This window comes from Kribbella sp. NBC_00482, assembly GCF_036013725.1.
Classification (GTDB): Bacteria; Actinomycetota; Actinomycetes; order Propionibacteriales; family Kribbellaceae; genus Kribbella.
The window spans coordinates 4,339,435-4,362,261 of record NZ_CP107881.1; the positions used below are offsets into that span (position 1 = coordinate 4,339,435).

At 65.5% G+C, this 22,827-nt stretch carries 21 protein-coding genes; 12 read left to right on the top strand and 9 right to left on the bottom strand.

What is annotated here, in order from left to right:
- The first annotated feature begins 6 nt into the window (after positions 1–6).
- Together OHB24_RS21350 and OHB24_RS21355 are read left to right on the top strand one after the other, a co-directional pair.
- Entirely contained in the window at positions 7–741 is a 735-nt protein-coding gene (locus OHB24_RS21350; protein WP_327640844.1) for an XRE family transcriptional regulator, read from the top strand.
- Positions 742–770: 29 nt separating this feature from the next.
- A complete protein-coding gene (locus OHB24_RS21355) occupies positions 771–1,313 on the top strand; it encodes an HD domain-containing protein (RefSeq protein ID WP_327640845.1) in 543 nt (180 codons plus the stop codon).
- A gap of 7 nt (positions 1,314–1,320) precedes the next feature.
- On the opposite strand, the gene OHB24_RS21360 is transcribed toward OHB24_RS21355, so the two are convergent.
- Together OHB24_RS21360 and OHB24_RS21365 are read right to left on the bottom strand one after the other, a co-directional pair.
- Positions 1,321–1,797 (bottom strand): NUDIX hydrolase, encoded by a 477-nt coding sequence (locus OHB24_RS21360; RefSeq protein WP_327640846.1) that lies wholly within the window; start codon positions 1,795–1,797, stop codon positions 1,321–1,323.
- A complete protein-coding gene (locus tag OHB24_RS21365) occupies positions 1,797–2,540 on the bottom strand; it encodes a helix-turn-helix domain-containing protein (RefSeq protein WP_327640847.1) in 744 nt (247 codons plus the stop codon). Before OHB24_RS21365 ends, OHB24_RS21360 begins: the two co-directional genes overlap by 1 nt.
- Positions 2,541–3,109: 569 nt before the next feature.
- Between OHB24_RS21365 and OHB24_RS21370 the strand changes: the two genes are divergently transcribed.
- From OHB24_RS21370 to OHB24_RS21385, 4 genes are all read left to right on the top strand, one after another.
- Complete coding sequence (locus tag OHB24_RS21370; RefSeq protein ID WP_327640848.1) at positions 3,110–4,120, top strand: hypothetical protein; 1,011 nt, start codon at positions 3,110–3,112, stop codon at positions 4,118–4,120.
- A complete protein-coding gene (locus OHB24_RS21375) occupies positions 4,107–4,565 on the top strand; it encodes a PPC domain-containing DNA-binding protein (protein WP_327640849.1) in 459 nt (152 codons plus the stop codon). The genes OHB24_RS21370 and OHB24_RS21375 overlap by 14 nt, the downstream gene beginning before the upstream one ends.
- Before the next feature lie 207 nt (positions 4,566–4,772).
- Entirely contained in the window at positions 4,773–5,522 is a 750-nt protein-coding gene (locus tag OHB24_RS21380; protein WP_327640850.1) for a hypothetical protein, read from the top strand.
- Between the two features lie 15 nt (positions 5,523–5,537).
- The gene (locus OHB24_RS21385) at positions 5,538–5,738 is read left to right on the top strand and encodes a hypothetical protein (protein ID WP_327640851.1); all 201 of its coding nucleotides are present in this window, start codon (positions 5,538–5,540) and stop codon (positions 5,736–5,738) included.
- A gap of 400 nt (positions 5,739–6,138) precedes the next feature.
- On the opposite strand, the gene OHB24_RS21390 is transcribed toward OHB24_RS21385, so the two are convergent.
- On the bottom strand, positions 6,139–7,278 hold the full coding sequence (locus tag OHB24_RS21390; protein ID WP_327640852.1) for a hypothetical protein: 1,140 nt from the start codon (positions 7,276–7,278) through the stop codon (positions 6,139–6,141).
- A gap of 146 nt (positions 7,279–7,424) precedes the next feature.
- On the opposite strand from OHB24_RS21390, the gene OHB24_RS21395 reads away from it, so the two are divergent.
- The 4 genes from OHB24_RS21395 (at position 7,425) to OHB24_RS21410 (ending at position 12,879) form a co-directional block, all read left to right on the top strand.
- Entirely contained in the window at positions 7,425–8,204 is a 780-nt protein-coding gene (locus tag OHB24_RS21395) for an AbiTii domain-containing protein (RefSeq protein WP_327640853.1), read from the top strand.
- 165 nt (positions 8,205–8,369) lie between these two features.
- Positions 8,370–10,031 carry a hypothetical protein gene (locus OHB24_RS21400; protein ID WP_327640854.1) on the top strand — a complete coding sequence of 554 codons (1,662 nt, stop codon included), beginning with the start codon at positions 8,370–8,372 and terminating at the stop codon, positions 10,029–10,031.
- Positions 10,032–10,040: 9 nt separating this feature from the next.
- On the top strand, positions 10,041–10,463 hold the full coding sequence (locus OHB24_RS21405) for a hypothetical protein (RefSeq protein WP_327640855.1): 423 nt from the start codon (positions 10,041–10,043) through the stop codon (positions 10,461–10,463).
- Positions 10,464–12,537: 2,074 nt separating this feature from the next.
- A complete protein-coding gene (locus OHB24_RS21410) occupies positions 12,538–12,879 on the top strand; it encodes a hypothetical protein (protein ID WP_327640856.1) in 342 nt (113 codons plus the stop codon).
- 300 nt (positions 12,880–13,179) lie between these two features.
- On the opposite strand, the gene OHB24_RS21415 is transcribed toward OHB24_RS21410, so the two are convergent.
- From OHB24_RS21415 to OHB24_RS21430, 4 genes are read right to left on the bottom strand one after another with little or no spacing between them, the layout of a single operon-like run.
- Positions 13,180–14,631, bottom strand: a complete 1,452-nt coding sequence (locus tag OHB24_RS21415; protein ID WP_327640857.1) for an SAVED domain-containing protein — start codon at positions 14,629–14,631, stop codon at positions 13,180–13,182.
- The gene (locus OHB24_RS21420; protein WP_327640858.1) at positions 14,628–15,089 is read right to left on the bottom strand and encodes a Mov34/MPN/PAD-1 family protein; all 462 of its coding nucleotides are present in this window, start codon (positions 15,087–15,089) and stop codon (positions 14,628–14,630) included. The genes OHB24_RS21415 and OHB24_RS21420 overlap by 4 nt, the downstream gene beginning before the upstream one ends.
- Entirely contained in the window at positions 15,086–16,621 is a 1,536-nt protein-coding gene (locus OHB24_RS21425; RefSeq protein WP_327640859.1) for a ThiF family adenylyltransferase, read from the bottom strand. The genes OHB24_RS21420 and OHB24_RS21425 overlap by 4 nt, the downstream gene beginning before the upstream one ends.
- Positions 16,621–17,619, bottom strand: a complete 999-nt coding sequence (locus tag OHB24_RS21430) for a nucleotidyltransferase (RefSeq protein WP_327640860.1) — start codon at positions 17,617–17,619, stop codon at positions 16,621–16,623. Before OHB24_RS21430 ends, OHB24_RS21425 begins: the two co-directional genes overlap by 1 nt.
- Positions 17,620–17,869: 250 nt before the next feature.
- On the opposite strand from OHB24_RS21430, the gene OHB24_RS21435 reads away from it, so the two are divergent.
- Together OHB24_RS21435 and OHB24_RS21440 are read left to right on the top strand one after the other, a co-directional pair.
- On the top strand, positions 17,870–18,118 hold the full coding sequence (locus OHB24_RS21435) for a hypothetical protein (RefSeq protein ID WP_327640861.1): 249 nt from the start codon (positions 17,870–17,872) through the stop codon (positions 18,116–18,118).
- Between the two features lie 265 nt (positions 18,119–18,383).
- Positions 18,384–19,274, top strand: coding sequence for a phytanoyl-CoA dioxygenase family protein (locus OHB24_RS21440; protein WP_327640862.1), 891 nt, complete (start codon positions 18,384–18,386; stop codon positions 19,272–19,274).
- On the opposite strand, the gene OHB24_RS21445 is transcribed toward OHB24_RS21440, so the two are convergent.
- Together OHB24_RS21445 and OHB24_RS21450 are read right to left on the bottom strand one after the other, a co-directional pair.
- Entirely contained in the window at positions 19,271–20,494 is a 1,224-nt protein-coding gene (locus OHB24_RS21445) for a glycoside hydrolase family 1 protein (protein WP_327640863.1), read from the bottom strand. The genes OHB24_RS21440 and OHB24_RS21445 overlap by 4 nt on opposite strands.
- 25 nt (positions 20,495–20,519) lie before the next feature.
- Positions 20,520–22,790 carry a beta-galactosidase gene (locus OHB24_RS21450; protein WP_327640864.1) on the bottom strand — a complete coding sequence of 757 codons (2,271 nt, stop codon included), beginning with the start codon at positions 22,788–22,790 and terminating at the stop codon, positions 20,520–20,522.
- Between the last annotated feature and the right edge of the window lie 37 nt (positions 22,791–22,827).

Here is a 22,827-nt window from a genome sequence, read left to right on the forward strand (position 1 = left end):
ATCCGAGTGAACGACGTGCTCCGGCGGGCGATGTACGACGCGAACGTCACTGACGAGGATCTGTCGGTGGAGCTGGCGGTCGACCCGAAGACCGTGCGGAATTGGATGCGTGGCCAGATCCCGCATCGCCGTACGCGTGTCGCTCTGACCAGGTTGCTCCGCGTCACTGAGGACATGATCTGGCCTGAGCTCCGGCTGGCTGGCGCCGAGGAGAGTCTTCCGAACGGTTTGATCGGCATCTATCCGAGTCGTGCATCGATCAGCTCGCCGAATTGGCTGTCGTTCCTCGACTCGGCCAAGTCCGAGATCGGCATCCTCGCCTACAGTGCTCTCTTCCTTGCGGAGGATGCCAACGTCCTGCGACTCCTGCGGCAGAAGAGCGACACTGCCCGCATCAGAATCGCACTAGGGTCGCCGGACGCTGTGAATGTCGTCGAGCGTGGCGCGGAGGAGGACATCGGCGACTCCATGGCCGCGAAGATCAGGAACTCGCTCGCCCTGCTCGGTCCGCTGCTGAAGCAGGACGGGGTCGAGCTCAGGTTGCACGACACGGTGCTCTACAACTCGATCTACCGCTCGGACGATCAACTGCTCGTCAACCAGCACTCGTACGGCATCCCCGCGGCTCGATCTCCCGTCTTCCACTACCGCCAATCGAGTGGCAGCGAGATGTTCGACACCTACGTGACGAGCTTCGAAGCCGTCTGGTCCAAGGGGCAGGCGGTGCCGGCGGGCGCATGATACGCCTGTCCCGTCGTACGCTTTTGTGGATGACTACTGTGGAGGAAGCGGAACGGATCGCTGCTCGGTTGCTCGCCGACGAACTGCCTCGACGCTGGGCCCACACCCAAGGTGTTGCCGCTCGCGCACGCAGGCTCGCGTCCATCCTCGGTGAGCAGGCCGAACTCGTCGAGGTCGCCGCCTTCCTGCATGACATCGGCTACTCGTCCGAGGTGCGCTCAACGGGCTTCCATCCGCTCGATGGAGCTCGATACCTGCGGGATGTCCTTCGGGCGGATCTGGTGGTTTGCAGGTTGGTCGCGCATCACACCGGTGCGTTGGTCGAGGCCGAGGAGCGCGGAATCAACGGTCTCGCTGTGGAGTTCGCGCCGCCAAGACAGGACTTGCTTGAGGCGTTGACGTACTGCGACCTGACCGCGGATGTGAACGGATGCCATGTCGATGTCGAGGAACGACTGAACGAGATTCTGAGCCGCTATCCGCGCGAACATGTCGTTCACCGTTCGGTTGTCAGGTCGGAAACCTTCCTCCGGACGGCCGCCGGGAACGTCGAACGGCGGTTGAGCGCCTGACCGCGCACTAGTCGAAGTACAACGTCCTGCCGGGGGCGAGGTAGTGGTCGATGCGGCGGCGCATCGTGTCATTCATCTGCAGGCTGTTGAGTTCGGACTGCGGGATCCAGCGGACTGCGGTGCTCTCGCTGCTCGGTGTTGGTGTGCCGCCGGTGCCGCGGCCGCGGAGGAGGATGGAGAACTCCTGGCGGGCCTCGCCGTTGCTGGTGTAGAGGATGATGTGTTTGGGGTCTGTATAGATGCCGAGGACGTCGACGATCTCGCAGTCGATGCCGGTTTCCTCCTTGGTTTCGCGTACGCCGGCCTGGGACATGGACTCGCCGAGGTCGATCGCTCCACCCGGGAGTGCCCAGTTGCCGTTGTCGGAGCGTTCGATCATCAGGATCTCGCCGGCGTCGTTCTCGATGACGACGTTGACGGATGGAACCATGCTGTTGGCGGCTGGAGCGTCCGGATCGTCGTAGTAGTCGATGCGTTTGGCCATCAGGACTCCGTTATCGGCGTCGCAGCATCCCAGACCCGCTCGAAGCTCTCCAAGTAGTGGCGTGTGAGTTCGCCGCCAGGCAGCTTGCGGAGATACCACACGGGTGCCTGTGCGGCAGGAAGCCCGTAGATATGGGTGTTCACGAACAGTTCTTCGTCGGCGCGGTAGATCGAGTTGTAGAGCACTGTGCGATGCAGCCGGAACTCGATGCCCGGTGTGTCCGCAAGGCCGCGGTAGAGGACTTGCGCGTTGCGGATCTTTGCAGCGAGGGCATGACCGATGCCCTCTTCTTCGCCGCGTTCCGCGATTCGCGCGTCGTCCGGGTCGCCCAGCAGAATCCGTGCCCGGACACCTGCCTTGGCCTTCTTCCGGAGAATTCGCTGAAGCCCGCTGTCTTCGGCGAGGAAGAGACCCGCGTACACCAGGATGCCGATTTCAGCCTCCGCGGACTCGAACAGCCGCCGCCACTCGCCGGACGGAACGTCGGCTCGGTGCGGGTACACGCGCACGACTTCGCTCTCGGACAACTCCATGGCCCGATCCCGCGGTTGTGCCTCTGGCCACAGATACGATTCGTCCCGCTTCAGGCGCATCGCCAGGCGGTGGCGGTTGCGTGGGAACGGGATGATCTCCCCGCCGAGCCAGCGCTCGATGGACTTGACATTGACTCCGAGCTCCGCTGCAAGATCCCGATTCGTCAGATCCTGTTCCACCATCGCGGCGCGTAGTCGTTCGTTGGGCACAGGATCTAACCTAAGACATTCGAGGACATTTCGAGGCCAACCAAGACGTCGTGAAGGTGTCTGTTCGTGCCGTTACGCTGTCCAGCGGCAGGCGGTCATCCTTGCCGTCATGACGGCAAGGATGACCTGGACGCCCGAGGGTCGTACTCGTGGCTGAGCGGAAGCGACAGCCCAATCAGCTGCTCCGACAGGCTCGCGGAGCGATCACCCAGCAAAAGCTCGCTGACCTGGTCAGCGCCGAGATCTACCACGCCACCGGCGAGAAGGTCCTCATCACCTCCAAGGCGATCTCCGACTGGGAGTGCGGTTGGTACACCTGGCCGTCCCCAGTCGCTCAGCAGGCGCTGTGTCGGGTACTTCAGAAATCCGGCCCGGCTGACTTGGGCTTCTACAAGCGAAGGGTCACCATCAGGCACGCGCCAGAGCCTGTGTCCATCCTTGACCTCGCGCCCGGTTACCGACCTACGGAATCGACCGAGACATTGCGGCTTCCGGGTGGCCGGTCGTACCACGGCGTCGACATTGCCGCGCACTACTGTCAGGTGGAGCTGCCGGGGGAGGGGTGGCTGATGGTCGATCCCGATACCGGAGGTCCCCTGAACCGCCCGGATCGTCGTTCCCTGGTGGTCGTTGTCGATCACGAAGATCAGTACTACGCCTCGGATGGACGCCGCTTCGCCGACCACGGCGGGCGCCGTACCGGCCCGCAGCCGATCTCGTCGGCTGCGATCCTTGACGACCTGACGATCGGCATCATTTGGGCGACGATGAACACGGATGTCGCGCTGCTCGCGGACGATGCTCAGCTGACGAGTGGTCAGGCGCGGCTGGCGCACCACGAGGGCCGTCGTACCTCCGATGTGCCACTGACGGAGGTGCCGACGCTCAACGCGGTTGCCGGCCAGTGGTTAGGATCTCGCTTCTGTGCTCGCCACATCACCCGCCACCTCGATCGGCTAACGGAGCGGCCGTTCTTCTGGACGCGGGAGAAGCGCGGCGAGGAGGCGGCGTCCTGGTTGTTGTGGCGGCACAAGTTCGAGTACCTCCGCCGTACGTCCCGATGGTTCCCGGAGATGCGGCGCGGCTTCCGGATTTCGGAGGCGGATGTCGCGGAGTCGCCGATGTACGAGCGCGTGTTGCTGCTCCTCGCGGCGGCCCTGATCGAGGCATTCGGGATCATCGTGCAGTTCAGCCCCGACGACGGACATGCTGACGTCGAAGGGTTCGTTTTGGGTGGCCAGGCGATCGTCGCCAACTGGCTGGGCGGGCCAGGGCTCTGGTATGTCGACGCGAGCGCACCACCGTCGCGTCAGTCGGTGTTCCGAGACGTGGCCGGCCAGGTCTCCGGGAGCTCTCTGGTGGCGGAGTCGACCTCAGAGCGGCGCCTTCGTGCGATCGCCGGCTATCTCAACGTGCCGTGGGCGTGGTTCCAGCGCCGTTGCGCGGAGCTTGCGGTCGCAGGAGTTGACGACATCGCTCAGCCGCGGAGCCGGCTGCTGTCGACGCGCGGCCTCGACACCGCGATTCGATACGTTGCCTACATCGACGACCTCGAGGGAGCCGAGTTTGCGCGCCGCTGAACTGACAATGGGCCGGACGTTCGCTGTTCACTTCGATCATGGAGACGACTTCTACCCGGCGCTGGCGGAGTTCTGCGCGGAGTACGGCGTACGGCAGGGTTTCATCCCGATGTTCATCGCCGGGATACGCGATGTTCAGCTCGTCGGCACCTGCGAGAAGCTCGATGACCCGGACGCGCCGGTGTGGAGCGCTGTTCACCTCGAGAACGTGGAGGCGATCGGCGGTGGCTCTCTCGCGTACGACGAGGAGACCGACACCGTCCTTCCTCACATCCACGTGTCGGTCGGGTTGAAGGCACATTCGGCGACGGCCCACACGAGCCATCTTCTGGGCGCGAAGATCCAGTTCCTCACCGAGATGTACCTCGTCGAGGTCATCGCGCCGACATTCTCGCGCCCGCGGCAGCCGAGTCTTTACAACGTGCCGCTGTTGACCTTCGGCTGAGTCCTGGATTCTCCTTGCCAGGTTCAAGGACGAGCAGCTTCGGATGACGCTCGTCTTATGGGTGGCAGTCGGGCGAACCGGGTTCGGGTGACCGTTGACGATCTCCGCAGGGCAGTCGATGCGGAGGTCCGGCGGAACTGGTCTGATCGGCAATGGATGCGGTGGCTGGATGCTGCTGCGGTACTTCAGGGTCATACGTTCAGGAACGTGGTTCTGATCAAGCTGCAGATGCCCGATGCTTTGTGGGTCGAGGGACGGAACGGATGGCAGCGGCGGGGACGCCGGGTTGCGCGTGGTACCTCCGGCATCAGGATCGTCGCGTCGGCCGATGCCGTGGACCGCCGGGTCGGCGTACTGCAGGGGCACGGCGTCGCGACAGTGTGGGACGTCAGCCAGACCGACGGCCCGCTCGTCGCCCGCCCTCCGGTTGCGACATCCGCGGACCTGCAGCCGAAGGATGCTTTCGGCGCGCTGCTGCAGGTTGCGGCGGCTGCGGGATACAACGTCAAGGAAGAGCGGACAGCAACAGGAGGCGCGGAGACCGATCACCGCCGGAAGCGAATCCTTGTAGCTGACGACCCCGATGATCCGGTCGCTGTCTTGAGCCTGGCGCATGAGTTGGCACATCTGCGGATGCACAAGCTGTCCCGAGACGCAGGCTGCCACGGCCTCGCCAGGCTCGAGGCGACATCGGTCGCCTATGCGGTCGTCGCACGCTACGGACTCGTGCCAGGCGGACCTTCACACGACCTGATCACCAGCGCCACCGCGACAATCGGCCGAGCCCCCTCGGTCCGCCTGGTCGAGACCCTGGGCGGCCGAGTCGTCGTCGCCGCGGAACGCCTGATCAGCGCCACGGAGCGACACCTACCAACGCCACGAACCCTGCTCACCAGGACCCCGACCATGTCGATCAGCCCCGACGGCGACGCTCCGGCCCTCGGCCCCGCCCTCTGATCCAGCGACGCCACAGTGCTGGTCGAGTTCGAACGGCGACGCTTGGAGTTTGAACTCCGCTATGTGATCACGGACGATCCCTCCGACAAGGCAGATGACCTGGCGGCGTATCTCGGAATCGACGGGCTCGATTGGCTGGCAGTCACACCCACGCGTCCGTTGCTGGCATCTGAGCCTGATGGTGGCGGTCTCATCGTCAGTACCGCGCTTGCTTGAGCTGTTCCAGCCGGCGACATCGGGACTGAGCTGGCAGCGCTATCAGCATCCCAATGCGGAGCTCTGGTCGCTCTCCTCGGCGAGTGAGATCCCCGACCCGATCCGGACACCGCGGGCGGGCTCGTCGGTTCAGGGCAACAGCGGACTGCAGTGGTGATGGATGACGGTCGGTCCGTCATCACACAACAGAGCCTGGCGCACTTGCACACGGTAGGAATCGCCTGGGCTGTCGCGCTCGAGGCCGAGGGCCGGGTGCTGCCGCGACCTACGCTCCCGCTGTTCGGCGGCAAGGTGCTCGACGTGATTCTGAAAGTCCGGTGTCGAACTCGCGCTCCTACCGCTTTACCTGATCGACGAGCACACGAGGATCCTGCGCTGGTGAGCGGCCGAAGCGGTTCGTTCAGCTTGAACGGCTCGCGAGCTGCCGCCACCAGCCGACCAACGCATGCCGGGCGATGTATTCGAAGGTTGCCAGGAGCATCGGAGTGTCGGCCTCGAGCCAGGTCCCGTGCTGCGCACTCGCGGCCCGGCCGGGTGGCCGCTCCGCGGGGGTCTTGCCCGGTCCGGGAGCCCATCCCGGCGGTTCGCACATCGGCGGCGGAAACGGGGTTCCATCGTGTAATGCCCGGGATCGATGGTCGTAGACGATCCGGAGATGGTGCTGCAGCTGCGACCAGTCGACCTGAAGCCAAGCGTCGGGTCGCTCCGCTGGCGGATCAGGAGCAAACCGATCGAGGAACTGAAGGAAGCGGTATTGCGAGCGTACGTGCCCGGCGAGGAGTTCGGCGCCTGCATCGCGTCGATCGGCCGGGAGCGAAGCAAGGAACTCGAAGAGCTCCGGCCAGCTCTGCGCGATCCGATCGAGTCGAGACACAGCCGGAGGACGCCATCGCGCGGCGGCGGTCTCGATCGCACCGACCAGCTGGATCCAGGCGAGGTTGGGGTCTGACTCGGCCACCCACGCGGCCTGGCCGTACTGTCGTGCGGCGCGGGCCAGAGCGACGGCGTTGCGGCCGGAAACCCCGGGGTAGATCTCGAGCAGCTCCGCCGCGTCGTCCAGTGACCGCTGGCCGGTCAGAGCGGGGACGATCGGGCCGAACCGCCCTGAAGCGGGAAGCGTCGGGATACGTGGCTCGAGTTCGATCGGCCGGCCGAGCGGATCGTCGTTCAGAAACCAGCTGCGGCTCATGCCGCCGGCCTGGCAGCGGATGCCCAACGCCAGGCCCAACAGCGCGGCGATTTCGTCTTCCAGGCCACCGCCGTGGTACTCCGAGACGTCGGTCTTCTCGCCGAGACGGACTTCGCGCTGAAGCGTCTCGGGCTCGATGAAACGATCGACGCGCATCGTCGCGACCCTGCCGAGCCTGCCGGTTTGGTGCACGTCGAAGGCGAGCGCGTTGATCACGACATACGGCCCGTGGGTCAGATAGTCGCCGACGACGTACGCATCCGAATACAGTCCATGCTCGAAGCGACTCCCGGGCGCGGAGCCAGCCGAATTGGCCTGATGCCAGTTGCGCCAGGCGACGGGTCCTCTCATCCCTGTCATATCTCGCCACCGCGCGATCGTGTTACACACTGGCGCGACTGGGTCAGCGTGAAGCGGTTGACCAGGGGAGACACGCACGAGACCGCTTGGCGGTGGGGCGAAAGGTTAGGTGGCAACATATCTCTGTGGGTAGGAGCGTGCAGCGTCGGCTTGGGAAGATCGAGCGCGACCTCCTGGCCAACCGGCCACTGCGCGACTGCCTGCGTCAGTGCGTCTCCCTCGGGGGCGATCTGCGCTCGGCTCGGCTGCGAGACTGGGCCATGAAGGAGCTGATGGGCTATCGCGAGGGAGACGGGATCCCGTCATACCGCACGGTGACTCCGATCCTGCTGGGTGACGGCCAGACCTTCCGGGCCCAGTTCTCGCAGATGGCGATCCCGTGGATGTCGCTTCCCCGCATGATCCGCGATGATGTGAAGGACAGCCTCGATCTCGTTCATGGCGTTGCCATGCTCGAAGAGAACGCTTCCGCGAGTGATGCCCGGGGAGATGGCATCGTCAAGATGGCTCTGCCGATGACCGCCGACATCGGACGGCTGATGAGCAACGACTCGGTTTACTTCGAGCGGATCTACTGGGCTGTCGGCACGAGTGTGTTCCGAGGAGTGCTGGACGAGATTCGCACCACCGCCGTTTCGGTGCTTGCTGAGCTCCGGTCGGGTATGCCGACGACCGGCATACCGCCAACGGCGGCAGGCGAGGTGGCTGACCAGGCTGTCAACGTCGTCGTCTACGGAGGCCGGCGAAACACATTCAACATTCAGACCAACCAAGCCCGGGACGGCGGAGTCGTCAAAATGGTCGCGGACAACGATCAGGGCGAATCACTACGCTGGACCAAGCGGCAGACCTACTGGACGGTGGCCGGCGTCATCCTGGCGATCATTACCCTTGGAGTCACCTTCTACCTCACATAGCCAACGGACGGCGGACGATTTCATGTAATCACTTGCGTGAAGCGGGCACTTGTTTCGGATGGATTGGACGTCGGCGATCCCCTTGCGTGCCCAGAGGAGGAGGCGCAACATGCTAAGTGGGGGTTGATGTCGTATGGGGGGAGGGGGTCCGAAATGGATTCCTCGATGGAAGTCTCGGGCGAAGGATCGTCCGGCACCAAGTATCGCGAGAGTGGCGAGGGCGAGAACGTGCGCCACTTCGTCAGCGGCGTGCACGGATCGACGGTGGTGCAGGGCAAGGGCAATGTCACCGTTGGCGAACTGACGTTCAATATCAATGCGGACGGCCAGCTTGTGTTGATCAACATGCAGGACGCCTCTGCGTCGCCACCCAAGCGACGTTCCGGGACTATAGATTCGAGAGTTCCCAAGGGTTTCATCCCGCCCGAACGGGCTTTGCTGAACAGGTCTCGCGAGCGGGCCTCCTGTAGGGCAGACCAACCTGGGATGATCGAGCTCCTCGGGGAGTATGGAATTGGAAAGTCTCGCCTACTTCTTCAACTCGGCTATGACCTAGAAGATCGCTACTGCCCCGGGCGATTTCGAGATGGCTTCGCGTACATACCTGCTCATGACCGGAGCTTCGACGATCTGCTCTACCGGATATGGGATTTGTTCTGGGAGCCAGGCGTCGCATGGACCAGAATGCCTTCGAGTTCCACGATGCGATTGCAGCTGCTCGACATTGACGGCCTCCTGTTACTGGAGGACCCTTCTCTCAGCGAAGCTGACCTCTTCAGCCTGTCGAATGCCGTCCAACATTGCACGGTGATATTGACCGTCGAGAACAGCGTTGTCGGCTCGTTCGGGAACAGTGTTTTCGTCGGCGACATGGACGTTGATGACCTGATCGCGATAGCGAGAAGGCAGTGCCAGATCCTGCAGGTTCAGGAATCGCTCCTTACTCCGGACGTTCTGCAAGGGATACTGGCCGAGTCACGAGGTAACCCTCAACGCTGCATAAGAGCGACATCAACGGTGCTCGTCCCACAGCGATATCCACCGGCAGGATACGGTCCGGCTGAGGAACAGGTCGTTTCGGATACAGTTCAGACATTCCAGCACCCGGTGCCAGACGATGTCTTGAGGGTGATTACCAAACTGCCGAACGCGGGCGAGATAGCCGCCGATCTCGCGATTCGGGGCGAGCTCGAATCGCACAGCCCTCGTTTCACCTACCCCTGGCCGAAGAGGATCGTTTCGCCTGCTGACGATCGAGTCCGGCATCTGCTGCTTTTGGAGTACCTGAGAGAGCAATCTCTCACGGATCGGGAAGACCTGCAGGATCTCGCGCTCGAGTTGTTCGAGTGGCTCGCTGGGCAACCTCCCGGACTGGAGTTCGATCAGTTCATTCGGAACGTCAGGCCGCTGGCGCAGCGTCTGGCGGCTGCCCTGGCGACCCGCGGATACGTCGATCGATGGGCGAGGCTGTGCACCGCAGTCGAAGGTCTGGGTCGTTCAGGGAACGAAGCCGGCCTTGTTGCCTGGGCCGACAAGAATCTAGGCGTGATCGCTATGTGTCGGGGAGACTGGGGTGCCGCTCGGGATCGCCTGAAGGCGGCGATCGCATACTACATTCGGGCAAGCGACGGCAAGGCCTCCGCTGAATGTGACGAGTTCCTGCAGGCGGCGATTGTTGCGGTCGGCGGCGGGCCTGATGAGAGTGGTGACTCGTCCTCGATTCCTGATGTAGGTCCAGTACTTCCAACAACCGGAGCGGAAGCGGTGGTGGAGCAGGATTTCGAACCAGCGGATGCGGAGGTCGTGCGTGAACTGGTGACGAGTTAGGAGAAGGGTATGAGTGAGTCCGAGAAACGTGCCGAGAGAAGCTACCACACGAGCGGTATTGTCAACAGTAATGTGGTTCAAGGAGACGAGAACATTACTATTGTTCGGCTCTCGTCCATGGAGAATGACGAGCTGGGCGCGGTCTTCACCGATCTCTATGACAAGATCGCGCAGACGCCGTTGACATTGTCCGATCGTGACGAAGCAGTTAAGCAAGTCGACGAACTCAAGAGAGCGATCGCTGATCCGAAGGCGCCCGACGTCGGCCGGATGAAGCGTGTTGTTTCCTGGTTCAAGGAGCACCTGCCCGCGTTAGCGGGTGCCGTCGTAGGTATCGTCGTCAACCCCATCGTCGGCCAGCTGGTCAAGGCCGGCGGCGATCTGGCGGTGCGAGAGTTCAACGAGCAGTTCGGTTCAGAATCAGCCAACTAGGCGGATGCTATCTGGTCTGCCGCGCTGCCGTCTGCGTACAGGTAGGCTGCTAGCAGTTCGTGCATGCGTGTAGACGACATCTCCGAATCCAGGAGGGTGTCGTCCCGATGATCAGCGTGACTAGCAGCACTCGGCCGGCGACGGGCCTGGTCGGTCCTCTGCGCTCTTACGGCGTCAGAAGCAGCCGCTGAGCGATGGCGCCACGTCTGCCAACTGTTCCTGCTTCGGCCTGGAACGACTGCGTTACACGCTGCCTTGGCCCCAGGCCTGGCGCCATCCCGGCTGGGAGACAGACCTGTCATCTCCTCGAGGAGATGACTGGTGACAGGCACCAGTCCCACGCGCTGTTGGAGCGGGGCGACAGCCGGGTGCCGAATCCCGGATGTCTGGCTCCTGAGCAGGTCGAAAAGTTCCAAGGATTGCGTTGAGTTCGTACGGCATTCCCGCAGGATGTCCCCGCGGACGGCCCACGAGGTTCGGTGAGGGTTCGGTCGTGGAAGGCGACTGTGTCGGTGATAGGGCTCGGTTCGGGGTGAAGTTGGTTGATGGGTGCATTAGGTCGGCGTACCCGACCGCGATGCCGCAGATGATCCGCTGGGTATGTGGCAGGTCGACCATTCGTGCAGCAAGGGATAACGGCTTGCGACCGCGGACTGGAAGGCCACGACATCCGGCACCTGCTGAACAGCCTCCATGAGTCGACTCACGGAGTCCCATCGGAAATAGCCGAGCGCTACCTCGAGATCCTCCTCCGTGGCCCCCGGTCCTCGAAGACACCCCGCTCGACAGATCAGTGGTGCTGTGACATCCGCCTGTGTGAGCGACGTATGCCGAGGTCGAACTGAGGCTGATCCGTCCAGGTGGTCCCGGATCCATCTTCGCTGAGTGACCGGCCAGAAACGTGGGTGTGGCTCAAGGGGCTTGTCGTGACGCGGGCTGTTTAATGCGTCTTAGGAGGGCTGTGTGCGAACGGTTGGTGATCTGATCGAGGCCGTCGGCGAGGATAATCTCGCGAACCTGGATCCGTAGGACGCAGAGCTCCTCGGCCTGCCCGCGGCAGACACCGAGACCTTGGTGGAGCTCGGGCTTTCGGTCGAGGTGGGGCGCTGTTCACTATCGACCTGGTCGGCGATCCGGGGCATGTTCACCGGGGCAGCGGATGACCACGGCGGACGGGGAGTCCAGTATCGCCCTCTTGAACGGCGGACGTAGGGATCGTCCGGATCTGCGCCTCTTCTTTGATGTCGGCAACGGTTTCGTCGTGCTGTGCAGTCTGGGTTACGACGGTCCTGAGCATGAGGTGGTGAACAGCTCGCTTGCGGTGTTCGCCGAGGCGCTGCTTGAGGTTCGCGGTACTCCTCTCCGGTGCCGGCCGGGGCGTCGGCCGAGTGTCGCCGCTGAAGTATTCGTCGTTCTAGTAGGTGGTCACACCGAGGACGAGCAACTTTGCGTGAGGGGTGGGGAGTAAGCGTCCAGTCGAGCTCTTGCTCCAGCCTGCGACCCGGACTGGTCCGAGATCGACCGGGTCGGGCATGCCGCTGTATGGGTGCATTACGAACCCTCGGCCTTGGGCGTCGGGCAGACTGAGCTCCTCGAATCCGTCGAGGTACGCGCTGGAGAGGGAGTTCTCAGCCGCGGCGAGTACCTTGATCGCACTATCGGTCTGCTGCCGTTTGTCGACGACGATGCAACACGCGCCCATCCGGCCGAGCGCTGATGCGGTCGCGGCGTCGGTGAAGTACGGACGCACCCGATCGCCGCAGACGTCGGTTCGAGGCGCCGCCAGAAGCCCTTCGTTGCCGTGGCGCGGTGTTCGTCGATGCCGCGAACGAGGTCGTCGACCACACCAGGTCCGAAGATCACAGAGTCTGCCGCTTGCGGTCCCCAGGGAAGCGGCCCGAGCGACGGGAACCGCGACGTGCCGGCTGCCTTGTCCATCGACCCAGGCTAGGTGCTCCGCACGTCAGAGTCGTGGAAAACAGAGAAAGCTGTTCGGCGGTATCCGTTGAGGGGTTGTGGTTTAAGTGCCGCGTCTTGGACCGCATGATCCAGAGCAGCGACAGATGGGGTGACAGTGAAGATCAACGAATCCGCGAGTGATAATGCCCGTCGGCGAGTCGTCTGGCTTGTCACGCGGGCCGAGGAGGCTGTCGGAGTCCTGGAGACGACTGCCTCCGACGGTCGATGGGCGATGACTGCTTTCAGCAGGTATCAGCTGTGCGAGCTGCTCGACATCACCCCGTACAGCCCGTTCGCCGGAGGCCTTGTGGAGGACCCGGCCGTGCTGCTCGACGAGGCGGCGCAGGCGGCCGATCGGATCGTCGTACCCATCGACGAGCTGAACTGGTATCTGGCGCTCCGGGGCGCACTACGCACAGCGGCGACCGACATCAGGATCGTCCAGAACCGCGGCTGAAACCCGACCGTCTTACGCCGTGCGCGCCAACAGTTCGAGGAGCCGTCCACTGCGAGTATTTGGGACGGTGATCGGATGGGACGAGTCGACGGATGACTCGGAGGGACAACGGTGGTGGCCGAGAGTGGGGGCTCAGGCTCGTCGGTCGTCAGACTGTGATGCCCGGCAGTGGCCGAAGTCTGCCAGCGGCCACCCACAGGAAATCAGCAACAGCGTCCTATGCGGGCGACGAGCCCTGCGGCCGATCGGAGGATGGACTGTGCTGAGGTTGCGGCGTACGCGAGCGTGCGTTACGTCTGGCTACCCGAGGGTCATTGTCTGAATGTAGGTGTTCTCCGACGGGATGTACTCGTATAGGACAGTGGTCGGCATCATGTTCCAGTAGTGGCCGAGCATCAGTGCCGTTCCTGCGGGGGTGGCGAGGAACAAGTGAACGCGCCTGGCCTTGCTGTTGGTGGCGGCCTGGCGGATGGCCTCGCGCGCAGCGCGCGCCCACCCGGCGGACCAGTCTCCGCCGGGTACTACGGTGTGGCTGGGATCGTGGTCCGGGCCCAGGACGAGGAGGCGGCCAGGCGCCGGGCTGGAGGACCGTGCCCAGATCTCGATGCTGGTGCTCGGGTCGGAGGTGAGCGCGATCGCGACGGCGAGGTCAGGACCCTCACCCAGCTGACGATCGCTAAGTACTCGAGGTGTGACGGTCGAGGGATCGGCTGTCGTCCACTCCTCGCCGTGCTGATCCCAGCTGAGGACCCATCCCCGTACGTCCGGCAGCGCGCGGCCCACCGCGAAGAGCATCGGCAGGCGCATCGCGCCGGTCACTTCGACCCGGCGGGGACCGTACGCCTCGAGTTCGCGGACCTTCTCGTGCAGAAGGGGCAGAACGCGGTCGCTCCAGTCGCCGGGCTCGCGCAACTGGCGCCGTAGGAAGGGCTCGTCACCGTCGTACAGGTCGACGATGTCTAGCTCGACGGTCGGCTGCACTCGGCCCGGCGTCCGATCTATGGCGTGCACTGCGAAGACGACCGTTCCGGCGCGGGCCAATAGGCCGTTGCCGGCGACCTGGCGGCGGAGGTCATCCCTGGTCTGTTGGCCGAGACCTTGTTTGACCCACTCGCGCACCATTGCCTTGCCGATAACCACAGCGTCCTGGTCCGCGCGGAGCCCGACGGTGCGCATCATCGCCTGCGCCAGCTTGTCCACCGACAACTCGTTGCCCTCGGGCAGCAGTTGCAGGTCGCCCAGAAAGGCGAGCAGTTCATCGGCGTCGATCTCGAGGTGCTTCGCCCAGCGGACGCGCGCCTTGCCCAGCTTCGAGCGAGATCCCGCTAAACGGATGCTGTCGATCTGCAGCCGGCCGTCGTACAGGCTGCGGGCTGCCCCAAGGATTGGGTGACTGGCGTCGAAGCCGCGGTTGGCGACGAGCGCGAGCTCGAACGATCCTGCGGCACTCCGTAGGGTCCGCCAGGTGGCGTAGAAGTGCTGCAGCGGGCTGGAGCCTTTCGCGGTCTTCTTGGTGAACAGCCAGTCCTCGTTGACGATGGTGTCGCCGTAGTTCGAGCTCTTGACCTGCCAGTAGATCGTCGGCTTCGTGCGCCGCCGGACGACGACGTCGTCGAACGCTCCGCCCTCCCTGTCCTCGATGCTCACCGATTCGACATCGGGATCATCGAGGGCCTCACACACCCACCGCCAGCCGATGGCGTGTTGATAGTCGTCGCCGCGGAGTGCGGCTGCACGTGCGGGAAGTGTCATGAGCGAGTCCTCGGATCCTGGCGGGAGACGGAGACGGAGCAGGGGTGGCCGCGGTGCGCGGCGCGGACGTCGAGCGTCCGGTCCGGTAGGTGCACGAGGAGCACCAGCGGATCGGCGTACTGCAAGGATGTGGCGGCGAGCGACTGGGTATCACGACCACTTGCGCCGCACACCTCGGGGTGAGAGTGCCAGTCGCCGATGTAGCCGAGCAGCGGGTGATCCAGCTCCTGCAGGGCGATGTTCAGCGCGCGCTTCGCGACTCCGGGGCGGCGATTCCAGGACGAGCGGCTAGCCTGGCGGTCGGGTGCTTCGACGGCGTGCCGCACCACCAAGGCGTCATCGTCCCACCATCCCAATAGCAGGCCGCCGGTCTCGCGGGGCGCAGCGGCGGTCGCGAGGTCGTTGAGCTCGGTCGCGATCGGTCCGGCGAGCCACACGCGAACGTGGTGGCCCGTCACCGATCCAACCCCGGGGCTGAGGTCAGGGTGGCCAGCCTGTCGTAGGGCGCGTCGGGTTGCGGCCGGAGCACGCGAACAACGGTCGCCGGCAGTCGTCTCTCGAGGGTCAGCTCGTCGATACTCAGTACGGTGGCGAGTTCAGCGGCAGCCACGACGGCAGACGCCGGGGTGGGGGACACGATGTCCCCGCAGCCACGCTCGCGGCGCGGGTCGGGCAAATCGTTGCGGGGTGGCACCGGCGGCAAGTGCTGCTCGGTGCCTCGGAGCGGGAACCGGTCGACGCGGGCGAGTCCGCCGTCGCGCATGACCGCCACAGAGACAAGCGAGCGATGAGTCTGCTCGGCTGCCCAGCGGAGCAGAGCGGTAGCGCGTTCGTCGGCCGTGGCGTCGACCACGATGTCGTGCGTCTGCAGCAGGTTGATCGCGACAGTCGGATCTGTGACTGACGAGACGAGCGTGTCGACATGCGTCACGTCGAGGCCGGTCGCGGCGAGCCCGGCCTTCGTCGCCAAGACCTTCGGAAACCCCACTGAGGCGTCAGCGGCGAGGTGCCGAACGACGTTTCCCGGTCGCAGCGTCTGCGGATCGCGGAGCTCGAGGTGGGAGACGCCGTCTCGGAACAGCAGATCGGCCGTGAACGAGCCGATCGCGCCGCAGCCGACGATGGCCACCGTACGGTCGGCGAGCTGTGGAGAGCTCGCAGCGGAGCGCAGCCGCCGCGACGCTTCGCTCGTGTCGGCGGCCTCACAGCGTCGAACGACGGGCTTCCCGTCACGTTTGAACGTGCTCAGAGCTAGTACGCCCGGTCGGCCGGCGCGCCGGTAGCGCAGCAGGAGCAGATCAAGTGCCCCTTGAACCACCAGCCGTCGCACCGTCTTCGCGTCTTCACCCAAGGCGGCCTCGGTGTCGTCCCATCCAGTCAGCGGGCGTTCGACCTCTCCCAGATCAGCCAGCCAGGCCAGGTGTTCGGCGCGCCGTGGCATGCCCTTCTTGGGGCGGGGGCTGGGCGGCAATGTGCGAGGTTTCGGCAGCACCGTGATCGTCGTCTCGCGTTCGTTGATCTCCGTGTCGAGGCAGCCTGACAGGCCCTCCAGTTCCGCGTGGTCGTACAGAACCAGACGCGCGTCGGCATCCCCCTCGATGTAGCGCTCGAGGTCGGTGTCGTCGTCGCCCGGCCACCCGAGCGCGGTCTGCGTGAGCCAGCCCGCCACCCGGTCAAGGAGCCGATCCGGGTCCGTCCACGCGGCGTCGGCCACAGGCTCGGTGTTGTCCCAGAGGCACAAGGCGCCGTCCTGGATGTGGAAGGTGACGTCCAGCGCCGTGCCCGCAGCGATCAGCGCGACCCGTGGCGGCCCAAACGGGTACAGATCGAGGATCGTGATGTCGACGGTGGCGGTGGCGGGCCCGGTGACGGGCTGCGCCCACGCGACCGGTCCGCGTAGGATCACACCGTCGTCGGCGAAGCCGAGCTTCTCGAGACCGCGGCGCAGTGCTGCGCGTGCGGCTGCGAGTTCGCGACCCGGCTGCTCCATCACGCGTAGCGGCCGGTCCCTGCCGGCGACCCGGCGCCCTTGACCGTGGTCGCGGTCGCCCGGTGCGTGCCGTCGGTGTTGCAGTACTCCGGGGTCGGGAACACCTGTTCCTCCTCGGTGGTCTCGCCGAGGAGGCGCTGCCACAGGACGGCAGCCTGGCAGTCGTCCTCCTCGTCCAAGGCCTCGCGCGCGAGCTCGGCGGCCTCCTCGAACCTCTTGATCGCGACCTTGAAGTCGTCCTCAGTTGCGCGTGTGGCGATCTTCTCGCCGTCGATGGTGGGGTCGTCGAGGCCGTTCGCTGCGATGTCCGGCATCGCCTCGGCGATGTGCTCGAGGACGATGGTCAAGTACTCGGCTTGGCTTAGGCCCGACGGGGCGTGATCGTGGAACGCCCAGTACGTCATCAGCTCGAAGAACAGGCCTCCGGGCTGGTCGTCGAGCCACGTGCGCCGGACCTGCCGGATCAGCTTGACGGTCGGTACGTAGATGCCCTTGTCGTTGAGGGTGAAGTCCGCGTTCATCTGGTTCGTCAGGTCGTTGAGCTTCAGCGGATTGGTCTCGATCCAGCTCGCGCGGTTGTCCTGGTCGGTCTTCTTCGGAATCTCCCAGTTATCGCCGGCCCTGCGGGCGGGAACGACGTCGACCGCGAGGTCGTAATCGGGAAAATCGACCTTGAACGACCGGTGCTGGGCGTCGACACGACTCTCGTCGTATCCGGCCAGGAGAGCGTTGCGGAACAGCGTCAGGGCGTCCCCAGGGCGCAGGGAGTCGTCCGCGTCGTCCAGCCGGCCGAAGACGTCGACGTCCTTCACCCGGCGGATCGAGACGTGGCGCTTGTACGAGCCGATCAGAACGGGGTTGATGCCGAGGTTCTTCAGGTCCTGCGACTTCTGCAGGATCTCGCGCACCTCGGCGTGGGCGTCCCGGGCGTGCTCGGCGTCCTCGCCCGGTTCGATGTTCTGCAGTGCCTCACGAAAGTAGCTGGCAAGGGTCGCCATGGGTCCTCCTGGTCGAGCGTGCGCGGTGAGGCTTGGTTCCGGTGCCGAGCCACCTGTTGGTTCGTCCTACGAACGAACCCAACGGCCAGGCTATCCGCGGGCTCCGACAATTTCCCGGCACCCATCGAGGGGACACGCCCGTACGGCCGGCAGGGGATCTGGAACACGACACACTGGGCCTTCTCTCTGATCGCGGACTCGGCAGACATTGCGAGTGTTGAAGCGGTTCTCCGGGGTCGTAAGAACTGTGATGGGGATCGTCACCACGATGATCGCGCCGAGCGAGCTGCTGGTGACGGCGGTGGACTTCCTGATCGGCGGGCTATGGCTGCTCCTCGGAGTCGCCTTCGGGCGCGCGGACACTCAGTCCATCAACCCGGCCGCGCTCGTTGCTAGCGCCGGGCAGTTGGCGCTCCGGGGCGCACTCCGCTGCGACGGCCGACATCCGGATGGTCTGGAGCCATGGCTGAATCGCGACCACTTTACGACCACAAAATGACCATGTTCTGCCGTTGTCAGCCAACTGCAGTCAACGGCTGAATCGCTGTGCTACAAGGGATTCAGCGACACCCAACCACCGTCAACCAGGTCCGTTCGAAAGACGCGGGTTCGATTCCCGCCACCTCCACCCCTTGAGAACGCGCAGGTCAGCCCGGCTGACCTGCGCGTTCTGCTGTCTACGGGCGGTCGGCGCCAGAACGTTCATCGGCCTGCCAGGGTGGTCATTCCACCGGCGAGGGCGGCGCTGCCAAAGTGATCATGAGTTGACCACGCGAGACGGGAGCATCGTGATCACCATCGACGTTGGAGAATCCGACCGGGAAGCCGGAGGGCTGGCGCCGGAGAAGTTGCAGGCCGCACTGGAGGCGCTGCGGACCGACGGCCTGGTCGTGCTGGCCGACGTGGTCGACCTCGAGCACCTCGACGTACTCCATGAACGCCTGCTCAGCGATCTGGCGCTGCTCCAGGCCCGGCCCGATGCGCCGTACAACTGGACGGCCGGCAACATCCAGCAGGATCCGCCGCCGTTCGAGCCGTACCTGTTCGAGGACGTGCTGCTGAATCCGCAGGTGATCGCGGTCACCTCGGCGATCCTCGGGGCGGGCCTGCGCAACGTCATGTACAGCGGGAACACATCGTTGCCGAGCGATACCCGGCAGCCGGTGCATGCCGACATGGGGCACCTGTGGCCGTCCGACGCCATGGAGGTCGCGCATCCGCCGGCCCAACTGGTGGTGAACGTACCCACCGTCGACGTCTCGGCCGAGAACGGCGCCACCGAGATCTGGCTCGGGACCCACCGCGACCTCACGGTCGGTGTCGGTGGTGACATCGAGGTCCCGCTGGACGCGCTGGAGGCCCGGCGCAAGATCGCGCCGCCGATCCAGCCGACCCTCCGGCGCGGCAGCGTGCTGATTCGCGACGTCCGGCTGTGGCACGCGGGGATGCCGAACCACACCGATCGCCCGCGGCCGATGATCGCCATGGTGCACGCCAGCCACTGGCTGGAGGCCGGGACCCCGCTGGAGTTCCCGGCCGGCAGCAAGTCGTTCTTCGAGCACCCGGTGCTGACCACGGCCGCGCGCTTCACCGAGCAGCCGTCCGATCACATCTACCGGAGCCAGGGTTTCGGGATCGAGCAGCCGATCGCCTAGCGGCTGATGGCTGCGGCGAAGTTCGCCGCAGCCTCCGGCCGTTCCGGAACCCGCGGGAGTTCGTTGCGACCGGCCAGGTCACCGAGCCAGGCAAGGCTCGGCTTGGGCGTCCGGACGAAGGTCTCGCGGTCGACGGCGATCAGCCCGAAGGTCGGCTCGAACGATCCCCACTCGTAGTTGTCCAGCAACGACCAGTGCAGGTAGCCGCGAACGTCGCACCCGTCGTCGATCGCCTCCCCGAGCCCGCTCAGCGCGCCCGTCGTGTAGGCGATCCGCCGGGCGTCGTCGGCGGTGGCCATGCCGTTCTCGGTGACCAGCATGGGTACGCCGCCGGTGACGTCGCGGGTATGCCGGAGCGCCTGGCCGAGCGCCTCCGGGTAGTACTCCCAGCCGGTGAGGGTGCGTTCGACGCCATCGGCGAACGGCACCGGCCCGTCCGGTCCGATGATGGTGCGCAGGTACGACTGCACGCCGACGAAGTCGTCATCGCGGCTCTGCTCGAGGAAGAAGTCCTCGCGCCAGTAGCCCCACTCGTCGCGATCCTTCTCGTAGCCGGGGACCGCTTGGTAGACCTGGTTGGCGACCGTCCAGCCGGCCTGGACGTGGCCGAGGCCGCGCAGTACCTCGACCGACGCGTGATGGGCCTCGGCGATCACCTGGGCCGCGTGCGGCGAGGGCCCGGGGAAGTTCACCCCGACCTCGGTGTCGATCCGCGCCTCGGTCTGGTTGACCATCATGTTCGGCTCGTTGATGGTCACCACCCAGTTGACGTCGTCGAGGATCCGGGCAGCGGTCTCGGTGAAGAACCGGAACCGGTCGACGGCATCAGCGGCGTACCAGCCGCCTTCCTGGTGCTGCCAGAGCGGCACAGTGAAGTGCTGCAGCGTCACGATCGGCTCGACGCCGGCTGATCGGCAAGTGTCGATCATCCGCCGGTAGTGATCGAGCTGTGCCCGCGACACCTCGCCCCTGGCCGGCTCGATACGGGACCATTCCAGCGAGAACCGGTACGCGTTCAGGCCGGCCTTGGCCAGCAGGGCGATGTCCTCGCCGTACCGGTGATAGGAGTCGCAGGCGTCTCCCGAGGGTTCCTTCGCCCAGGTGTCCGGGGCGTGCTCCAGCACCCAGTGGCCGGTGTTGGTGTTGCCGCCTTCGATCTGGTGACCGGCGGTCGCGGCACCCCAGAGGAATCCCTGGGGCGCGGGAGTAGCGGAAGTCATATCGGTCCTTTGCGGCTTGGAGGTGTCACCACGGCAGGAGCGCGTGGCCACGGGCGGGGAAGGTCGTCGGCTGCTGTACCTGTTGCCCATCGACGCCGATCGATGCCGTGACGGCGTACGGCGCGAGGTTGACGGCGATCAGCAGGTTGCCGTGCTCCGACGTCACCGGCACGGTCACCAGACCGGGTCGGTCGGCGTCGATCCCGACCCGGGGCCGTACGCCGAACCTCGAGAACAACGCGTGCCAGTTGTCGAGGTGGGCGGCCGAGAAGTCGCAGCCGACGAAGATCATCGAGCCCGCGCCCAGCTGCGCCTGGATCGCGCACGGCAGCCCGGACCCCACTTCGCTGAGCAGCACCTCGGCCTCTGCGGGTGCCTGCAGCAGCTGCGCCGAGTTGACTCGCAGGTCGGCGTCGAGGGGGAAGCTGCCGGACCCGGTCACCGTCGGCCAGTACGGTCCCGACTCGTCGCGCCGGTCGATGCTGAAACCGGCCGCCGACAGGCCGAAGGCGTCGGCCAGGATCGTGCACGGGGCGCCGTCCTGATCGCGATCCGGCAGCCGCCCGGTCAGCAACAGGTTGCCGCCGCTGCGTACGTGCTCGGTGAGCCATCGCTGGACCTTCGCCCCCAGCGTGCGCGCGGTGCCGAGGACGAGCGTCTGCGGTGCCTTTGACGCGGTCGCGCCGGCCGCCCAGGCCGACTCCGGATCGGCGATCGCCTGCAGGTCGACGGCGTCGACGTGGTAGCCGCCGAGCACGATCGCCCGGCCGAGTGCGTCTCGGGCGCCGAAGCCGCGATGGCGTTCGATGTCCTCGACCTGCTCGCGCCGGGACGTGGCCGTGGGGTGGGCGTACTCGGTGAGGTAGTGATCGGCGACGAAGCCGAAGCCGAGCTCGTCGGTCAGTTGCCGCCCGGTGGCGAGGATCGGCTGGTACGCCCGAACCTCCTTGATCAGGTTCGCGAGGGCGTCGAGGGCCGGCGTCGTACGTCCTTCGGGATCGATCGGCGCCGCGAAACCGTGGCGCTCGCCGGTGAAGGCGATCCGCGGGATGCCGTCGTCCCGGGAGCCCTCCAGGACCGGGTTGCGGCCACCGGTCAGCAGGTAGTAGTTGATCAACCGGTTGCCCTGGCCAAGCGTCAGCAGCGTCTTGTGTACGCCGGATTCGGGTGAACTGAGCGCATCGAGGTTGTCGCCGTAGTCACCGGTCCCGGCTTCGAACTCCAACGAGGACGCGGGCTGATCCGGCCCGTTGACGCAGGCCAGAATCGCGTTGCACAGATAGAGATCAGCGGCATTCTGGACGGTCAGCTCGCCCAGGTAGTAGTCGGAGCCGGCCAGCAGTCCGTCCCGTCCCCGATAGGCGGGGGCGAGCTGACTGATCCCGATCGGAAACGTCGTACCGCGTCCACCGCCCGTGCCGTGCACGTTGATCAGCAACGGCACCGCGATGCCCTGGTCACGGGTGAAGGACTCGAGGTGCCGCAGGTAGCTGGCGAAGTCGTCCCGGGCCCAGAGCCCGAGCTCGTGGTGGAACGCCAGCGTCTGTGCCGGATCGCCGCCGGCCCGAACGGCCGCCGCGAGCTGAGAAGGATCATCTCCGGTCACGCCGAGCAGCTTCGCGGTTGCCTCCGTGCCGTGTCGATCGCTCAGCCAGGTCAGCAGGTCGCCGACAGCACGAGCGTTCAGGTGCGGAGTGTTCGACACCCAGGCGAGCATGCCGACCTCGTTGTCCAACTGGACGCCGACCACCGGGCCGTCCGGAGCCTGTCGAGGTGCCAGCACCTCGACGACGGCGCCGAGCCAGCGCTCGGCCTCGGTCAGGAAGCCGGAGTGGTGGTAGTCGAGGTCCTCGGTGGTGGCGTTCCTGCCGTCCCAGCCGTTCGGCCGGGCGTCCGGATACTCGCGATAGATCCGGTCCGGGATGCCCTCGTTCTTCAGTTCGGCCATCACGAACGGACCGGGCCGGGCGAGGAACCGCAGGCCGAGGGAGTCGCACAGGTCGATGAAGGCCGGCAGGTCCCGTTCCGGGCAGGTCCGTCCGGTGAGGTCGAGCTCCCCGTTCGGCAATTCGTGCCAGATCCAGGGGATGTAGCTGGCGATGGTGTCCATCCCCGCGTCCCTGGCCTGGGTCAGCCGATCGGCCCATTCGTCGCGTCGCAGCCGGAAGTAGTGGACCTCGCCGGACAGCAGCAGGGCGGGCGTCCCGTCGACCTCGATCCGGCCGGATCGCAGTGCGATCTGCCCGCGCTGCGGGAGGCCGCCGGGGCGGGTGTCGGTGTCGGCTGCTGGGCTCATGAGGCTCCTTCAACGGCGCGGTAACGCTCCGGTCGGG

Bases quoted from the DNA above. Each gene is read 5' to 3' on its own strand.
- OHB24_RS21405 (WP_327640855.1), top strand. From the start codon at position 10,041: ATGAGTGAGTCCGAGAAACGTGCCGAGAGAAGCTACCACACGAGCGGT.
- OHB24_RS21450 (WP_327640864.1), bottom strand. From the start codon at position 22,790: ATGAGCCCAGCAGCCGACACCGACACCCGCCCCGGCGGCCTCCCGCAG.
- OHB24_RS21435 (WP_327640861.1), top strand. From the start codon at position 17,870: ATGGGGATCGTCACCACGATGATCGCGCCGAGCGAGCTGCTGGTGACG.
- OHB24_RS21445 (WP_327640863.1), bottom strand. From the start codon at position 20,494: ATGACTTCCGCTACTCCCGCGCCCCAGGGATTCCTCTGGGGTGCCGCG.
- OHB24_RS21370 (WP_327640848.1), top strand. From the start codon at position 3,110: ATGGTCGATCCCGATACCGGAGGTCCCCTGAACCGCCCGGATCGTCGT.
- OHB24_RS21400 (WP_327640854.1), top strand. From the start codon at position 8,370: ATGGAAGTCTCGGGCGAAGGATCGTCCGGCACCAAGTATCGCGAGAGT.
- OHB24_RS21415 (WP_327640857.1), bottom strand. From the start codon at position 14,631: ATGACACTTCCCGCACGTGCAGCCGCACTCCGCGGCGACGACTATCAA.
- OHB24_RS21360 (WP_327640846.1), bottom strand. From the start codon at position 1,797: ATGGCCAAACGCATCGACTACTACGACGATCCGGACGCTCCAGCCGCC.
- OHB24_RS21430 (WP_327640860.1), bottom strand. From the start codon at position 17,619: ATGGCGACCCTTGCCAGCTACTTTCGTGAGGCACTGCAGAACATCGAA.
- OHB24_RS21355 (WP_327640845.1), top strand. From the start codon at position 771: ATGACTACTGTGGAGGAAGCGGAACGGATCGCTGCTCGGTTGCTCGCC.
- OHB24_RS21425 (WP_327640859.1), bottom strand. From the start codon at position 16,621: ATGGAGCAGCCGGGTCGCGAACTCGCAGCCGCACGCGCAGCACTGCGC.
- OHB24_RS21390 (WP_327640852.1), bottom strand. From the start codon at position 7,278: ATGAGAGGACCCGTCGCCTGGCGCAACTGGCATCAGGCCAATTCGGCT.